Below are 16,572 nucleotides of genomic sequence, written 5' to 3'. Positions count from 1 at the left end.
CACCCGCTCGGGACCGGGCGGTTTGTGCGCCCGCAGGCAGACGCTTAGCTCATGGCGGCACGCAGCGGGGCGATGACCTGCTCTGCGAATCGATGGGCGGGCTCTGCGCTGTCCGGGTTGCCGAAGTCGAGCACAAAGTGCCGAATGCCGACCTCAATGAGCGAGGCGAGGAATTCGGCGTAGGAGGCTGACTCGCTGTCGGTGGTGGGCAGCGCTCGCTCGACGGTGGTGGACATCTCCAAATCAGCCGGGTCGCGCCCGAGACGCTCGAGCTCGTCCAGCACGATCCCGCACTTGCGACGCAGCGACTCCAGGTCGCGCCGCCACGGCGTGTTCCAGATGTCGGCATGCCGGGCCGCCACCTTGAGCCCGATCTGCTCGCCCGAGGCTCCGATGCAGATCGGCGGCGGAACATCAGGAAGTGGTGGCGCCGCCGCCCCGTCGATGCGGTAGTGCTCGCCCTCAAAGCTCGGGTCGTCGGTGGTCCACATCAGCCGGCAGATCGTGACGACCTCTTCGAGCTGGGCGAAGCGCACCTTCGGCGACGGGAATTCATAGCCGTACGCCTCGTATTCGTCACCTCGCCACCCGGCCCCGATGCCCAGGATGAAGCGATTGCCGGACAGGTACTGCAGCGTCGCCGCCATCTTGGCTGTCAGGGCCGGCGGTCGGTAGCCGTGCCCGAGTACGTGATGGCAGAGCTGCACTCCGTCGAGGCGCGCGGCGCACCAGGTGATGGTTGTCCAGGCTTCGAGAAACGGATCGGTCTTTGCGTCGAACCCGTAGAAATGGTCCGCGATCCACAGCGAGTCGAAGTGCCCGATCACTTCAGGCAGGAGCCATTCCACCTGGTCGGCCACGATCGGCCGGTGATCGCTCCACCGGTTGCCGATGCACGGCGAGAGCCATCCGAATCTCAACGCGCTTGACGCGCCTGATGCGTTCACAGTGTCGTTCACCGCGTCACGCTAATCGTGTCCCTCGCTGGCGCCCTGATCGCGTCCGTCTCGGCGTTCGACGGCCGGCTCGGGACAATGCTGGACCAGTCGCCTCCACGAGCGGAGGTCACAGCGGCAGCGTTCCTTCGATTGCTCGCAGTGCTGCTTTGCGCTCGGCCACGCCGGGGAGCACTGCATCCACGAGTGCCCAGAAATCGGGCCCGTGGTTGAGTTCGGTGAGATGGGCTAGCTCGTGGACGACGACGTAGTCAAGCAACCCCGGCTCGAGCATCACAAGCCTCCAGTTGAACCTCAACGGGCCTTCGGCAGCGCAGCTCCCCCATCGTTTGCGCTGGTCCCCGATGATCACTTCGGGTTTGGCGCCGCTGCCCATCACCGGCCACCATCGGTCGACGCCAACCGGAATGTGCTCGCAGGCACGAAGCCAATACCACTCGGAGACGGCGCTGCGAATGTGCGGTGCCGCACCGTCGGGATCCATTGATCGCGGTAATAACACCTGCAGTTCCCACGGTCTGAAGCGCACGTCGACATCGGCGATGTCGTCACGACCAGTGGACAAGCTCAGGCTGCGTCCGAGGTACGGCAGCGTGCCAGGCAACTGGGGTGGAGCGTCCTGGGAGGGCGGGCTCGCGAGACGGTCCAGGATCCATCGTGCTTTGCTCCGCACGAACGCCGCGATGTCTTCAGGGCGGGTCGCTGCCGGGACTGCAACGCGCACGCCCTTCGGTCCCGCCGTGATCTCCAGGGTCTTGTGCCGTCGCACGCTGCGCCGAATTTCATAGTCGATCACGGCATCGCCGAATCGAATCCAGTCGCGTTCTGAGGGATCCACACCGCGATTGTGCTCTCTGGCAGGAACAGAATTCATCTCAATTTCTGAGGCGTCTCGAATCGCGCGGTAATGTGTATGATTACCTGAAATATACACATCAAAGATATCGCATGCATCGACGAGCATGCGGGTACCGACAACCAGGTCTCGGGAGGTCAAAGATGCGCACCAACATCGAGATCGACGACGAACTCATGGCTGCGGCGATGCAAGAAGGCAGCTTTCGCACCAAGCGCGCAGCCGTCGAGGAAGGACTGCGACTGCTGGTTCAAACGAGGGCACAGGATCGCATCCGCAGTCTGCGAGGCAAGCTCCCGTGGGAGGGATCGCTCGACGAGATGCGCACTGACCGATGATCGTCGTCGATTCATCGGTGTGGATCGACTTCTTCAACGGCATCGACACTCGCCAGACCAACCTGCTGGACGAGCTACTGGGAGTGCAACCGATTCTCACCGGTGACCTAATTCTCACTGAGGTTCTGCAAGGGTTCCGAAGCGATGCTCACCTGCGCAGCGCCCAATCGACAATGGACACGTTGTTCTTCGAGCCGATGGTGGGACGGCACACCGCCATGGCCAGCGCGCTCAACCACCGGAAGCTGCGCGCCAGGGGCATCACACCCCGCAAGACCATCGACATGTTGATCGCCGCCTTCTGCATGGAATACGGGCATCAGCTGCTCCACGCAGACCGTGACTTCGAACCCATGTCTGTACACCTCGGACTGACTGTGCTCTAGCGGTCGGTCACTGCCACGACACAACCAGCGGTGCGATGCCGCACGGCTCAACTCAAGTGAGCACCGGGAATACCTAGGGCCTCAGAGCACCCGACCAGGCGAATTTACGGCCGAACGGCGCGCTTGCCTGTTCGCTGTGCCAGTTCGGCGAGGACCGGCTGGGCCAGCTTGACGAAGGTGCACGCCAGCCTGCGGGTCTCGCGGGGGTCGATGAGGTCGACGACGTCGCCAGCCATCGCGGCCTTGAACGGTGACCGCAGCTTCAGCAGGCGCTCCTCGAGCATCTCCCGGTGCGCTTCTGGGTCGGGCGCGGCTTCGATCTCACGCCGGTAAGCCGCAGCAACGCCTCCCTCGATAGGAATGCCGCCCCACTCCCCCGCCGGCCAGCCGAATCGCAGGTTGAGTCCGTGCGGCAGCCCGATGCTGTTGGGCCCATCGGCTGCGACGCCGTAGGACTTGCGGACGTTGAACTCCACCTTGGGCACGCTGGCTTCCGCCGAAGCGATCAACGCACGCACCCCGCGACGCATGGTGGCCTTGCGCTCGGCTACCGAGCCCAGCATGAACCCGGGCATGTCCAGGAAGATCACCATCGGCAGGTTGAAGGCGTCGCACAGGTCGACGAAGTGCGCGTACTTGTCGGCCCCGTCGCCGTCCATGGCCCCCGCCAGCCGCATGGGATCGCTGCCGACCACGCCGACGCTGTAGCCGTCGAGCCGAGCGAACCCGGTGATGATCGCCCCGGCATAGTGCTGGCGCATTTCGAAGAAGTCGCCGTTGTCGACGACATGGCGAATGAGGGCGCGGGCGTCGTAGCCCGCACGCCGGTTGGTCGGGATGATGTTGAGCAGCTCTTCGGGCCTGCGGTCTGGTGGATCGCCGGTGTCCACCCGTGGCGCCACCTGCGAAACGGTGTTCGGCAGGTACGACAGGAACTGCTTGATCTGGTCGAACGCGTCTTCCTCGCTCTCTGCCACGTTGTCGACCTGGCCGCTCTCGTACACATGCATGCGGTAGCCGCCGAGTTCTTCTTTGGAGAGCGTCTCCCCGATGGCGCGCTGCACCACCGGCGGGCCGGACGGGAAGATCTGCGACTGGCCTTTCACCATCACCGTGAAGTGCGACATCAGCGCTGCCGCCGCCGGCCAGCCCGCCACCGAGCCCATGATCCCCGACGCCACCGGGACCTTGGTCATCATCTCCACTGACTGCCACCACATGTCACCCGAGGGCAGGGCCATCTGGCCCGATTCCTCGTCAGATTTCGAGCTGTGGCCCACACCCTCGCGCAGCTGCACGTACGGGATGCCATACGTGATGGCCAGCGGCTGGGCGAACTGGTGCGGGATCTTGTGAACGTTGTGCGGACTGCCGCCCGAGAGTGTGAAATCGTCGCCGCCGATTGCCACCGGACGCCCGTCGAGCTCAGCGAGACCCATGACGTAGCCGCCCGGGGTGAACCCGATGATGTTGCCGTCGTCGTCGTACTCCGGACCGCCCATAAGCCCGCCCATCTCGACGAACGAGCCCGGATCGGCCATCTTCGCGATGCGCTCGCGCACCGTGTAACGCCCACCCTGATGCTGGCGGTCGATGCGTTCGGGCCCGCCCATCTCGGCGACCAGATCCTTGAGGTACGCGATCTCGTCAAGCGCGTCCTCCCAGGTCATCCCCGGCTTCCACGTCTCCCGATCTGGGTCAACAGGCATGCGAGCACTCCATTCAGCGGTTGGTCGGCGAGGGCAGCATGGGTATCGGACCGGCGGCAATGCCGACGCGGGCCCACGCTCGGGATCCTTCGAATGTACGAGCCAACTGCAACGTCTGCCCCGAAGACTGTGTGATCGCCGCTGCGGACCAAGAACATTCGCATCGGTCCTGGCGAATTCCTGATGCCCTTCTGCCACGCTGCCGAACTGGTCAGGATCTAGCTGCTGGATCACACCACCGAGCGCCGCTGTTCGGAGAGCCAAGCGCTCATGGGCGTCCCAAGATCCGGCGGGCGACCGCAGCTGCGGTCTGGGTTCGGGTAGAACCGCTCAAGCGGACGACGGTAGCGCCGGGCACGATGCTGCGGACCTGTTCGATGACCTCGCGGGTGATCGCTGCCGGTCCGCCGATGAAGATCACACGGGTTGGGCTGTAGTCGTGCAGAACCGGCTCCGCATCCAAGGTCAGTCGTACGGCCTCGATATAGAGCACAGCAGACCCCTCGGTGCGTGCCGACAATGCCGCGGCCACGCCGATGTCGGGTGAACTCCACCCGTTCGTTACAAGGATGGTGAGACTCTCAGTCACCGCCGCTGCTGGCGGGCCCAGCAGGTGCCGTGCCACGCCCGCTGCTGTCCCGGTGCGCGTCGGTCCGCTCACACGTTCGACACTGGCACCTGGTACGGCAGCACGGATCTGGGCTTCGACCTCTGGGTGCACCGCTGCGGTGCCGCCCACGATCACCACCCGCGCATGCGCCAGCTCGCCCAGCAGCCGGCTTGTCGCCTCGGGCAGCTGCGTCGCCCTCGTGTAGAGCACCACCGAGCGAGGTGTTCGCGCCGACATCGTCGCGGCCACACCGATGTCGGGCGGGCTCCAGCCATTGACCACGATGACCGTCACCGCGCCCCCCTCACCGGTTTCGAGGATGCGCCGGGCCACAGCCGCAGCCGTTTCTGCACGTGTCGAGCCGCTGATGCGCTCCAGCGAATCCGTTTCCGACGCGCGCCGCGCCGCAACGACCGCCGTCTGGGACACAGCGTCTTCGCCGCCCACCACGATCACCGTGCCGGGCAAGTAGTCGACGAGCAATTCGCGTGTCGCGACCGACAGCCGGTCGCCGTTGGTGTAGACGACTGCGGACTCGGGTGTGCGCGCGGCCAGCGCCGCGGCCACACCGATGTCAGGCGGGCTCCAGCCGTTGGCCACGATCACTACCGCAGTCGAAACTTCGCCGTCGCCGCCACCGCCGCCGCCACCACTGCCGCCGCCACCACTGCCGCCACCGCCCGGCGTGACGTCATTCGACGACGAGACCCGACCGGTGGTCACGTTGATCGCCACAATCACCAGCGCTGAATCGCCCCCGGAATCGCGCGCCTCGATGGTGACCTCGTACGTGCTTCGAATGCTGGCTTCGAATGTGGATCCTGCCCCGACGGTGACCTGCCCGCTGTGGGAGCCGACTTCGAACGAGGAAGCGTCAGCACCAGAGAGGGAATAGGTCAGCGAATCACCCTCATCGATGTCCGTGGCCGTCACGGGCGTGCCGACGCTGTCGCCTTCCTGGGCGTTCCGTGCCACCGTGCGAGTCACCGTTGCCTCGGCGAAGGCAGGTGCATCGTTCACCGGGTCGACTTGGACAGAGACGCTTGCGATGCTCGAGCGGGCCGGACTGCCCGTATCGCGTACCTCGTAGGTGAAGGTGTCCGAGCCGTTGTAGTTCGGATTCGGCGTGTACAAAATCGTACGGAAGTCACCTGGACCACCGGGATCGCGTACGGTCGCTCGCCCGTGGTGCGGAACAGTGACCACGCGCAATGTCAGCTCGCTCCGGTCGTCCTCGGAGTCACTGTCGTTGGCGAGAACCTCGATGACGATTTCGGTGTCCTCGTCCAGGCTTGCGGCGGCATCGGCCGCGGCCACCGGCGGCTCGTTCACGTCGGCAATGGAGATGTCGACGCCGACGCTGGCGCTCGCGTTCGAGCTATCGCTGGCGGTGACCATGACGACATGTGACCGCTTCGCCGGGTCGTCGTAATCGAGCGACCCCGCCGCCTTCACCCGGATCTGACCACTGCCTGTGTCAATCGTGAAGAGGTCCGACCCCGAGAGCGCGTAGCGCAGCGTGTCACCAGCATCCGAATCATCGGCAGTCACTGCAGCACCGACAGGAGCACCAGTTGAGGCATCTTCGGCAACTGTGCGGACGTACATCGACTCGCGGAAGTTCGGCGCGGCGTTGTCCCCTATGTGAGCGCGCACTGGGTTGGACGACGCCAAGCGAGCCGTCTTGGCTGACCCGTGCCCATCGGCATATGTGGCCGTCGCACGCAAGTAGTGGCCCAGGTCACCCACCGCAGGCGTGTATGTGCTCGTTGTGACTTCTGTGACAGCTCCGGTAACGACAGACCAGTTGACTCGATCAGTCGTTCGTTCCCACACCCATGTCGTCGATTGCACGCCGTCCGGATCGCTGAGCCCAATGGTGTAGTCGGCGTCCTCTTGTGGTTGGGTCGAGGAGAAGACAAGAATGCCGGCCTCGTCCTTGTTCGTGACAGCGACCTCGACCTCCAGCGTGGCGGTGTGGCCGCCGGCCGAGACACCCAGCGTCACCTCATATATGTTGTCTCGGCCGGAGTCCTGCGCATCCTCAAAATCTGGCACCGTCGCGAGGGCAAGCCGGCCGGTCGTGGTGTTGAACTCGAAATGGTCGCTGTCGTCGCCCGCGAGCGGCTGCCAGGCGAGCGTGGCGCGCTCAGGGTCGGTGGCCGTGTAGGTCCCCACGACGACGGTTCCACCTTCCTCGATGCTCGCAGTCTCGTGGCCTGCGACGGAGGGTGGCTCGTTGACTGGGGCCACGATGACATCGACATCGATGCTGCCTGTCATGCCGCTGCTGTCGGTGGCGTTGACGGTGATGCCGTAGACGTTGTTCCGGCCAGAGTCGACGGGCTCCTCGTAGTCAGGAGCTGTCCCGAACGCGAGCACGCCGCCGTCAATGGTGAAGTCGCGACGGTCCGTCCCGCTCAGCCACCAGTCGTAGGTGAGGGACTGGTCGTTCTCGGGGTCGTTGGCCGTGAGCGTCGCGACCGTGCCGACATGATTCTCCGCGACCGTCAGATCGCTGTTCATTGCCACGACGCCGATGCCCGAGGAGCCAAGTTCGATCTCCGGCGGCTCGTCCACATCGACGACGTCGACTCTCACCACGATTGTGTCGTCGACCTCGGTGTCGGATTCGCCGTTGCTGTCGAGCATGTCACTGACGCCCACGATGATGGTGTGGCTGGCCCCGTTCTCGTAATCGAGCGCCGCCTCGGTCCGCACCTGGCCCGTCTCGGTGTCGATATCGAAGAGGTCGTCTCCGCGCTCAAGGCTGTAGGTCAGCGCGTCGGACTCGGGATCGACCGCGATGACCGGGGCGCCAACCGGCTGGCCGGCGGGGGTGTTCTCTGCGACGTTTCGCGTGGCTGGCTCGACGGGGAATGCCGGTTCGGTGTTCTGGATCGCCGGCTGCCCGGCGCCCTTGTCGGACCAGCCGCCGGCGCCGATGACGTTCGTGGCCCGCACCTGTACGTCATAGGAGGTGCCATTGGCCAGGCCGCCGACGATGGCGCTCAGGCTGCCCCCCGCCATGCGGGTCCATACCGCTGGGTGCTCCGTCCAGTTCGCATCAATGGCCTTGTGCTCCTCTGTGGCGTCGGCACGTATGAGGCGCAGGTCGTAGCTCGTGATGAGTGCATTGCCAATCGCAGTGGGGGTCTCCCACGTCACTGCGAGTTCGCCGTCGCGTGCTGCGATGGATCTGATCGAAGGTCGCCCAGGCGGCATCTCCGCCGCGGCGAGTCGCTCCACCTGCTCGCGCGACAGCGTCTCGTCCCATATCTTCAGCTCGTCCAAGTACGCCCGCAGGCTGTTCGTCGACTGCGCGCTGACGGCACCCATGGGCAGCGGAATGACGGCGCACACCTCACTTTGGGCTGCCCCGTTCACATACAGCGTGATGTTCGCGCTGTCGGCCACAAGTGCGAGATGAGTCCATTGGTTCAGCGGCGTTGTGTAGCCGAAATCGCAGCCGGTGCCGTCGTAGTCGTCGACTCCTACCTCTGTGCCGCTTCGCTGCAGCCGGATGTATCGGTACTGACCACCGGGGCTGCGAGAGCTCAGGAGTGCTGCACCCGAGCGGTTCGCCGTCCGCTTCACCCAGACCGACACGGTCCACGGCGCCGGTATGTCCACACCGCCGATGCCGGCACCGTGGCCGTCAGCGTCGAACCGCCACGACGCGGCACCGGCCACCTTGTCCGCTGTGCTCACCGTCGGCGATATCAGGTTGTATGAGGTTGCGTGCAACGCACCCGCCTCGTCTCGCAAGAGATGTGTTCGGCCGGGGCGGAGATTCTTGAAATGGCTGGGCGGGTAGTCCTCCGTGTCGTCTTCGAATCCATAGTCGTGGCTGGGAACACCGTCGTCGACGCGGGTGCGCACAGAGAATCCCGCATATCCGGGCGGCTCGCCTATGGCGTCATAGCGGGCATAGAAATCGTCAACGGAATCGGGAGTGGAGCTGCCGTTCCAGGTGCGGTCGCCCATAATCGCCCGAGGACGTCGCAGCAGCAGTTCGGTGTATTGGTCGTGCGACCAGTACACGTAGTCGAGCCAGACGCCGATCGCCGCTCCCACGTAGGTCGAGACCGGCTCGACGACCCAGCGGTCATACAGCCTCGCTTCGTCGGGATAGAGCGCGTGAAAATTGTTAGAAGTCAGGTACTGGCCGTCTGCGTAGCGCATCTTGATGAATGGGTGTCTCGCATCGGTCGAGCCGGGCCGGCCTCCGTAGTAGCTGTAGCTCGAAGCGTCCCAGTCCATCACGGTGACAGTGGAGTCGAGGCGAGCGACATTTGTATTGGGACTCAGCTTTTCCACGCCGTTGTAGATGATCATCGACCGGCTTGTGTCTCTGACCAGCGTGTTCAGATCATTGAAGAACACGGTCAACATGTCGCCGAGGGACGTGACATCGGTGGTCCCCGCGATGTGGGTCTTGACCCGAGCGCAATTCGCCAGCTTGGAAGAAACCTCTTCGCCGCCGATGTGAACGTACGGTCCGGAGAACCACGGGATGAAGTGCTCCATGACGGCCTTCGCATGGGCGACCGCCCGGGAAGATGTCATGTCAAGCACGAATCCCGGCTTGACATTGCCGAACACATGATTCTCGCCGCACCGGTCGCTGCCGCCGTCAGAGAAACCGGTCTGGTACAGGTCGTTGATGACCGATGTGTGTCCGGGAAACTCGAAGCCGGGCATGATCATGATGTGGTGTTCCGCTGCCCAGCTCTCCAGCATTTCGATGTCGTCTCTGTCGTAGAACCACACCCTGTCGCCGCTGCGGTGCTGTTCCCTTGAATCTGCCAGCCCGGGAAAACCGGTGTCTGCCGACACGCGTAGCTGGTAGTTCGCGTCGTTGGTCAGCCCGCTGAAGGTGTGCGAGCGATCCTCCGCCGTCAGGTAGGCCGTACCCAGCCCGGGGCTGTCCGTGTAGTCCCCTGCTGACCACTCCAGACTCTGCTGGCGAATCTGCACCCTGTAACTGCGAACCACGCGATTGCTGGAGGTGTCGGGCGGTGCCCAATGAACCGTCAGTGCTCCATCACCGGGGACCGCTCTCACATTGGTCGGCGCGCCGAGCGGACCGGTGGCCGTCACATCGCTTCCCGTGCCCGAAGTGGGAGCGACCAAAACCGTTTCCGACCACCCGGGTGTCCCCGGATCGTGCAAACGCCACCCGTTCGCATCGGCAAAGTGGAGCTTGAACGCATTGAGCTTCACCCAGGACATCCGGCGAAGGGAATCCGCCAAGTAGTCCATCTCCCAGTACTTCCGGTTCGCATCCAGGTGAATCAGCCGATGTCCCAGCGATGGGTAGTCCCGCGCCGTTCCCTGTGACACCGTCAAATCCCCTGTCAGAGCGAGCATCTGCAGCAGGGTGCGCGACCCGTAGAACACACCCGAACTCGAATTGGCGCGAATGGTGACCTTGTCCCCGATCTCCAGCTCGTAACCCTCTGCTGCCAGCCCAGTATCGGAAGCATCCAGCACATCGATTACGACGTCACCGGCGCCCGGACTCACGGATTCAGATGCCGTCACCACCGTTATGGGCAGGCCCGTGGACGCGCCGAGGTCGCCGCGGATCTTCGCCGCTACCTGATCCAGCGTCCGGCGAGACGACGTGTGATACGCCGTCGCGTGCACTGAACCCGCCAGCGCCAGTCGTGCAGTCGCTTGCTGGTCATCGGTGAGCCCTGCCGTCTCGGGATCGCTCAGCCCGTTCAACACCACCGCAAAGAAGTCATCAGAAAAACGTTTCGAGCCGTCTCCGGCCGACACCACCACCCGAGACGTAGCAGACAGCGTGAAGTCGCCGACCCCGCCCGTCCAGGCCGCCAGACGCGGCACGATTTCGGGTTCGGGATTCGGATCGGCTATGTCTGACGGAGTCTCACGCGCCACCCTTTCGTCGGGGCCGACAGCGAAGGACGCCGTCTCCCGCACTGCGACGGTGAGAACCGCGACGATCAACACCGACACCATCACACCTGCCGCTGAAGGGCAGTGAAACCTCACCGGACCCCCTGCTGGTGCCATGTGCTCGGTTCAGATCATCAAACCATGAATGAACCGTATGCGGCGCCCGAGGGTAGCTGGCATCGCAATCGCCGCCGCAGCCACGCGGCGCAACCGTTCCGGCCGACACCCACGACACTTCCGCTCGCTGGAGGTCCACGGCTGCTCTCACGTGGGAACTGCCCTTCCACCGCAGCGGCCGCTGTAAGTTTCGGCACGTAGGCGCTGAGGTTCGTGGCGCCGCCGAGAGCGACAGGGGATCACCATGGAACTGGGACTGTTCACCATGCCGAGCCATCCTCCCGAGCGTGACCTGCGAGAGGGCTGGGAATGGGATCTGCAGGTCATCGAGTGGGCTGACGAGTTCGGTTTCGGCGAAGCGTGGATCGGCGAGCATCACGCTGCGAAGTGGGAACCGCACCCCGCTCCGGACCTGCTCACGCTCGAGGCGCTGCGCCGGACCAAGAACATCCGCATCGGCCCTGGTGGCTTCCTGCTGCCCTACTACCACCCCGCTGAGCTGGCGAACCGCATCTCGCTCTTGGATCACATCTCTGAGGGCCGCCTCAACTTCGGCGTCGCGGCCAGCGGGCTGCCCAGCGACTGGGAGATGTTCGGCGTGGACGGCATGGCCGGCGAGAACCGGGAAATGACTCAGGAGGCCGTCGAGTTCATCTTGAACATGTGGACTCAGGAGCCTGGCTGGACCCACGAGGGCAAGCACTGGAAGGGCTCAGTGCCCCACGGCATGCCCGACATGGAGCTCGTGCATCACCTGCGGCCGCTGCAGCAACCGCATCCGCCGATCGGCGTGGCAGGGCTGAACTCGCCGTCCCCGACGCTCGAGATGGCCGGGGAAAAGGGCTGGATCCCGATGAGCCTGAACCTCAACCCGCAGTACGTCAGCGGGCACTGGGACTCCTATGAAGCCGGGGCGCGTCGAGCTGGACGCGACGTCAGCCGCAGCGATTGGCGCATGGTGCGCGAGGTGTTCGTGGCCCCCACCGACGAGGAAGCCTGGGAGCTGTCCTACGGCGGGATGATGGGCCGGATGATGACCGACTACTTCATTCCGCTGCTCGGCGCGTTCGACTTCCACAAGTTCCTCATCGACGAACGCAACCCGCCCGCCGGCGGCGAGGTCACTGTGGAATATTGCGCCCGCAACAACTGGTTCGTGGGCTCGCCTGAGACGGTCGCAGCCTCAATCGAGAAGGTCTATGCGGATGTGGGCGGATTCGGCCACCTGCTGCTGTTCTGCTTCGACTATGCCGAGACGCCCGAGTCGGCGGACGCATGGCGGCGGTCCATGGACCTGCTGGCTAATGACGTCATGCCCCGCGTAGCGCACCTCACTGGGGACTGAGGTACCGGTGCCGGCCCGACCGACGTTGGAACAGACTGCTCAGGCGTTGGTCGGGCGCGCTCGGGCCGGCGTCTCGCAGTACACCGGCATCGGGACCCGGCAGATCGCCCGGCGCCCACCGCCCTGGCTGCCGTCGCCCGAGCTGTCCAAGGGCGACCCCAGGCTCGGGCTGCGGGATCGCTGGTACCTGCTCGGCACCTCGGATCTGGTGTCCGATGAACCCGTGGCGACACGTCTGCTCGGCGAAGACCTGGTGCTGTGGCGCGACGGCAGCGACACGCCACGCCTGATGGGCGATCTGTGCCCGCATCGAGGCGCCCGCCTCTCGATCGGCGATGTCGTGGGCGGGGAGCTGCGCTGCGGCTATCACCACTGGCGTTTCGACGGCGACGGACAGTGCACATCGGTGCCCTCACAGGGGGGTGCGTGCTCGCTGGCCGAACGGTCGCGGGTCAATGTGAGCTACCCAGTCGTCGAACAGGCCGGCTACATGTGGGCCTGGATCGGCGAAGCCGAGCCTGCTCCGCTCGACCTTCCGGCAGAGTTCACCGACGGCCGCTACTCGACATTTCCAGAGAACGTGGAGTGGAGTGCGAACTGGCTGTTGGCGCTCGAGAATCTCGTGGATCTCATGCATGCGCCATTCCTGCATGCACGCTCGATCACGCTGGGCGAGGGCATCACCGACGACCGGGTAGTTGTCGACGATCACGACGACGGCTTCGAGGTCCGCCGGCGCAACCAGGCGGGCACCAACTTCGACTGGATCGACATCCACACCGGAGCGCTCAGCTTCGTGCGTCTCGATATCCCGCTGCCGCCCAGTGCAGGGCCGGGTCCGCCGCTGCGGATCCTGGGATTCCTGACGCCGCGCGACAACGCTGCGACGCTCGTGCACTTCCCACGCTTCCGGGAGGTGGCCGGACGAGAGCGCCGCATCTGGCGCACGCTGTACCGGCTTCGCCTTCGTGGCACCCATCTCCATGTGCTCAACCAGGACAAGGAGATGCTCGAAAGCCTGCGCACCGTCGAGGAGGCACGGCGTGACGAGCATCTCGCTCAAGCCGACCGCCCCGTGGTGCACCTGCGTCGGGCGCTCGAACCAGCCTTCGAGGCACAACGGGAACGATTCGGGCTGGTATCCGAATCGACCCAGGCACCCGTAGCGCTCGCAGACTGACGCCGACCCGCATCTAGCCGCCAACCGTTGACGACCACAGGACACGAACGATGAGCCAGACCGCCGCCGACCGGATCGAAGCAACCGATACGTCACACCCCGAATCAAGGGGCATCGAGGCGCGCATCGACTCCATGTGCGCCATGCGCGACACCCGGCGCGAAGACTGGGACGCCTTGGCCTTCCAGACGAAGGCGGGTCCGCAGTACCGGCGCGCCCAGATCCGATACATCGGCTCGGGCGGCACCGGCAATCATGAGGGCGACGAGCGGGCGCTGGCCGCTGAGCACTTCACGTTCTCCAACATGCTGCTGCCGCGAGGAGCCGAAGGCCCCGAGCACACGCACCATGACGTGGAGGAGGCATTCTTCGTGCTCGAAGGCGAGCTCGAGATCACGATCCATGACGGAGACGAGTCCGCCAGCCGCCTGCTTGGGTACCGCGACCTGATGAAGATCCCTGCAGGCCAGGCCCGTTCTCTGCGCAATGTCGGCGAGACCGAAGCCCTGTTCGTGGTGATGCTCGGCGCCTCGAAGCCGCTGCTGCCCACGTACCCCCCGCACTCCCCCATGGCGGGGATCACGCGGGACTGAGCCCCCTACTCGACCGGCTCGACCATGAGCCTGCACGGTCGCCGTGTCGTCGTCACCGGCGCCGGGCGCGGGCTCGGCGAAGCGACGGCCCATGCGATCGCTTCGCAAGGCGGGTCGGTCATCGTGGCCGAGCTGTATCCCGAACGCGGCGAGCGCGTTGTCAGCGAGATCCGGGCCAGCGGTGGTGTCGCCGAGTTCGTCCCCACCGATGTGAGCGATGAAGCCTCGGTTGCAGCGCTGGCCGAACGTCTCGGCTCCAGCGGGCCCATCTGGGGCGTCGTGAACAATGCCGGGCTGGCCGACGCCGTCGGCGGCAAGACGTTCTGGGAGATCACGCCCGACGAATGGGACCGGATCCAGGCAACCAACGCCCGGGGGCCGTGGCTGGTAAGCCGGGCGCTGGCCCCGCAGCTGCTGGCTGCGGGCGCTGGCCGGATCGTCAACATTGCCTCGGATGCGGCGCTGTACGGCTCGCCGCGCCTGTCGCACTACATCGCCTCGAAGGGCGCGCTGATTGCCCTGACGCGGGCAATGGCACGCGAGCTGGGCGACCACGGCATCACCGTCAACGCTGTGGCGCCCGGTCTCGTCGAGGGGCCCTCGTCGGAGCAGATCCCCGTCGAGCGGCACGCTCTGTACGCAGAGAATCGAGCGATCAGCCGGCCACAGCAGCCCGGTGATGTGACCGGCACTGTGACATTCCTGCTCTCGGATGCTGCGGCCTACATCACCGGACAGACGATCGTTGTCGACGGCGGGTTCGTGATGCCATGAGCGCAGCCCAGCCAGAACCGGCGGCGACTTGCTCGTCGAGGTGCTGGGGTCGCTCGGCATCGATACTGCCTTCGGTGTGGTGAGCGTCCACAATCTCCCCCTCGTCGATGCGCTGGCGCACCGTCTGCGATGGGTGCCTACCCGCAGTGAGGCAGCCGCTGTGAACGCAGCCGACGGCTACGCCCGGGTCCGCGGCACGCCCGGCTGCGCGGTGACCTCGACGGGAACCGGCGCAGCGAATGCGGCCGGGGCATTGGTGGAGGCGCTCACGGCTGGGTCGCCGGTGCTGCACGTCACCGGTCAGATTCCCAGCGAGCATCTCGGCGCGGGACGCGGCGTCATTCACGAGACACGCAATCAGCTCGGAATGTTGCGATCGTGCTCGGTATGGGCGACGACGGTCGGGGTGACACCGTCGGCCGACTTCGCCCACGCAGCCCGACGGCTGGGCACCCATCCGCGTGGACCGGTCAGCCTGGAGTGGCCGATCGATCTGCAATACACCGAGCCAGCCCTCTGGAACCATCTCCCCGAAGACGCTCCCACGAGTCTTGGCTTGGACAACACCGGCGGTGGGCCCGAGCCCATCGAAGCAGCCGCACTTGTCAGCGGCTCCAGTGGCGCAGCTGCGCATCATGACTCGACGAGCCTTGGTGTCGCGCCCGAACCCGACGAAGCAGCGCTGGAGCGGGCTGCTGAGCTCATCGCCGCAGCGGAGCGACCCTTGGTGTGGGCAGGAGGCGGCGCCATCGATTGCAGCGGCCCGATCGACGAACTGCTGGACTGGGTGGGTGCTGGCCTGTTCACCTCCAATGCGGGGCGCGGCGTCGTGCCCGAGACCGACGACCGGGTCATCGGCAACTTCGCAGCGTCTTCAACAGGAGCCGAGCTGCTCGCCAACGCCGATCTGCTCATCTCGGTCGGTACGCACTTCCGCTCGAATGAGACCAGCAGCTACCGGCTCGCCTTGCCTTCGGCGCACATCCAGATCGACATCGACCCTGCAGCAATCGGTCGCGTCTACCCCGCAGAGGTCGGGATCGTGGGCGACGCATGCACCGTGGTCGCCTCGCTCGTGGACCGGCTTGCGGGTCGTCAGAGTGCTTGCCATCCCCAGTGGCACGGGAGGATTTCTGCCGCACGCGAGCAGTGCCGGGCCCAGCTGCGGCACGACATCGGGCCGTATGCGGCGATCTGCGACATCATGGCGGATGTGCTCGGCGACCGGTCGCCCCGCGTGCGCGACATCACGATTCCCAACAGCTCCTGGGGCAATCGCCTGCTGCCCGTGATCGACCCCTCCACGAACGTGGTTCCCCGGGGAGGGGGCATTGGACAGGCTGTGGGGATGTCGATCGGCGCCGCAGTGGCCCGTGCCGATGTGCCAACCATGGTGATGGTGGGCGACGGGGGTCTCGTCCCCCAACTCGGCGAGCTGGCCACACTGGCCCAAGAGCAGCTGCCCGTCACCGTCGTGGTCTTCGACGACGGCGGCTACGGGGTGCTGCGCAACACGCAGGACCGGCACCTCGGTCGCCGCTCCGGGGTGGACCTGTTCACCCCGGATCTGGCCGCGACAGCGGCTGCGTTCGACTTCGGTTACTTCAATGTGTCGACACCCGAGGAGTTCGCCAGCGCGTTCGAAACCGCGGCTGCTGCGAGATGCCCGCAGATGATCCGGGTGGACTGCGAGGCGCTCGGACCCATGCCCGTGCCATTCGTGCCACCCGTCGAGATGCCGCCGACAGCCGGGCCATGAGTCCAGACATGAGCGGCGTCC

11 protein-coding genes are annotated in these 16,572 nt (G+C 65.4%); 7 read left to right on the top strand and 4 right to left on the bottom strand.

Annotated elements, in window-relative coordinates; translation table 11 throughout:
• Positions 1-44: 44 nt before the first annotated feature.
• Positions 45-959, bottom strand: a complete 915-nt coding sequence (locus ACOOHB_RS04420) for an LLM class flavin-dependent oxidoreductase (RefSeq protein WP_420443600.1) — start codon at positions 957-959, stop codon at positions 45-47.
• Positions 960-1,065: 106 nt separating this feature from the next.
• Positions 1,066-1,794, bottom strand: a complete 729-nt coding sequence (locus ACOOHB_RS04415) for a M48 family metallopeptidase (protein ID WP_420443599.1) — start codon at positions 1,792-1,794, stop codon at positions 1,066-1,068.
• Between the two features lie 161 nt (positions 1,795-1,955).
• Here ACOOHB_RS04415 and ACOOHB_RS04410 point away from each other — a divergent pair, with 161 nt between their 5' ends.
• Both ACOOHB_RS04410 and vapC read left to right on the top strand, forming a co-directional pair.
• Positions 1,956-2,150, top strand: coding sequence for a type II toxin-antitoxin system VapB family antitoxin (locus ACOOHB_RS04410; RefSeq protein WP_420443598.1), 195 nt, complete (start codon positions 1,956-1,958; stop codon positions 2,148-2,150).
• Positions 2,147-2,536: a type II toxin-antitoxin system VapC family toxin gene (gene vapC / locus ACOOHB_RS04405; RefSeq protein WP_420443597.1), complete on the top strand. Its 390-nt coding sequence runs from the start codon at positions 2,147-2,149 to the stop codon at positions 2,534-2,536. The genes ACOOHB_RS04410 and vapC overlap by 4 nt, the downstream gene beginning before the upstream one ends.
• 104 nt (positions 2,537-2,640) lie before the next feature.
• On the opposite strand, the gene ACOOHB_RS04400 is transcribed toward vapC, so the two are convergent.
• Both ACOOHB_RS04400 and ACOOHB_RS04395 read right to left on the bottom strand, forming a co-directional pair.
• Positions 2,641-4,245, bottom strand: a complete 1,605-nt coding sequence (locus tag ACOOHB_RS04400; RefSeq protein ID WP_420443596.1) for an acyl-CoA carboxylase subunit beta — start codon at positions 4,243-4,245, stop codon at positions 2,641-2,643.
• Between the two features lie 268 nt (positions 4,246-4,513).
• The gene (locus ACOOHB_RS04395) at positions 4,514-10,879 is read right to left on the bottom strand and encodes a cadherin domain-containing protein (RefSeq protein WP_420443595.1); all 6,366 of its coding nucleotides are present in this window, start codon (positions 10,877-10,879) and stop codon (positions 4,514-4,516) included.
• Between the two features lie 265 nt (positions 10,880-11,144).
• Between ACOOHB_RS04395 and ACOOHB_RS04390 the strand changes: the two genes are divergently transcribed.
• The 5 genes from ACOOHB_RS04390 (at position 11,145) to ACOOHB_RS04370 (ending at position 16,551) form a co-directional block, all read left to right on the top strand.
• Positions 11,145-12,245, top strand: coding sequence for an LLM class flavin-dependent oxidoreductase (locus ACOOHB_RS04390; protein WP_420443594.1), 1,101 nt, complete (start codon positions 11,145-11,147; stop codon positions 12,243-12,245).
• 7 nt (positions 12,246-12,252) lie between these two features.
• Positions 12,253-13,425 (top strand): Rieske 2Fe-2S domain-containing protein, encoded by a 1,173-nt coding sequence (locus ACOOHB_RS04385; protein WP_420443593.1) that lies wholly within the window; start codon positions 12,253-12,255, stop codon positions 13,423-13,425.
• Between the two features lie 134 nt (positions 13,426-13,559).
• Entirely contained in the window at positions 13,560-14,018 is a 459-nt protein-coding gene (locus ACOOHB_RS04380; RefSeq protein ID WP_420444657.1) for a cupin domain-containing protein, read from the top strand.
• 24 nt (positions 14,019-14,042) lie between these two features.
• The gene (locus tag ACOOHB_RS04375; RefSeq protein WP_420443592.1) at positions 14,043-14,792 is read left to right on the top strand and encodes a 3-oxoacyl-ACP reductase family protein; all 750 of its coding nucleotides are present in this window, start codon (positions 14,043-14,045) and stop codon (positions 14,790-14,792) included.
• A 28-nt stretch (positions 14,793-14,820) separates the two neighbouring features.
• Positions 14,821-16,551, top strand: a complete 1,731-nt coding sequence (locus ACOOHB_RS04370; RefSeq protein WP_420443591.1) for a thiamine pyrophosphate-binding protein — start codon at positions 14,821-14,823, stop codon at positions 16,549-16,551.
• Positions 16,552-16,572 lie beyond the last annotated feature (21 nt).

This window comes from Candidatus Poriferisodalis sp., from assembly GCF_965215815.1.
Classification (GTDB): Bacteria; Actinomycetota; Acidimicrobiia; order Acidimicrobiales; family Poriferisodalaceae; genus Poriferisodalis.
Note: the sequence above shows the minus strand (reverse complement) of the source record. Positions and strands in the feature narration are given on the sequence as shown.

Excerpts from the sequence above, each read along its gene's own strand:
- ACOOHB_RS04380 (WP_420444657.1), top strand. The coding sequence starts at position 13,560 with ATGTGCGCCATGCGCGACACCCGGCGCGAAGACTGGGACGCCTTGGCC.
- ACOOHB_RS04375 (WP_420443592.1), top strand. The coding sequence starts at position 14,043 with ATGAGCCTGCACGGTCGCCGTGTCGTCGTCACCGGCGCCGGGCGCGGG.
- vapC (WP_420443597.1), top strand. The coding sequence starts at position 2,147 with ATGATCGTCGTCGATTCATCGGTGTGGATCGACTTCTTCAACGGCATC.
- ACOOHB_RS04410 (WP_420443598.1), top strand. The coding sequence starts at position 1,956 with ATGCGCACCAACATCGAGATCGACGACGAACTCATGGCTGCGGCGATG.
- ACOOHB_RS04390 (WP_420443594.1), top strand. The coding sequence starts at position 11,145 with ATGGAACTGGGACTGTTCACCATGCCGAGCCATCCTCCCGAGCGTGAC.
- ACOOHB_RS04400 (WP_420443596.1), bottom strand. The coding sequence starts at position 4,245 with ATGCCTGTTGACCCAGATCGGGAGACGTGGAAGCCGGGGATGACCTGG.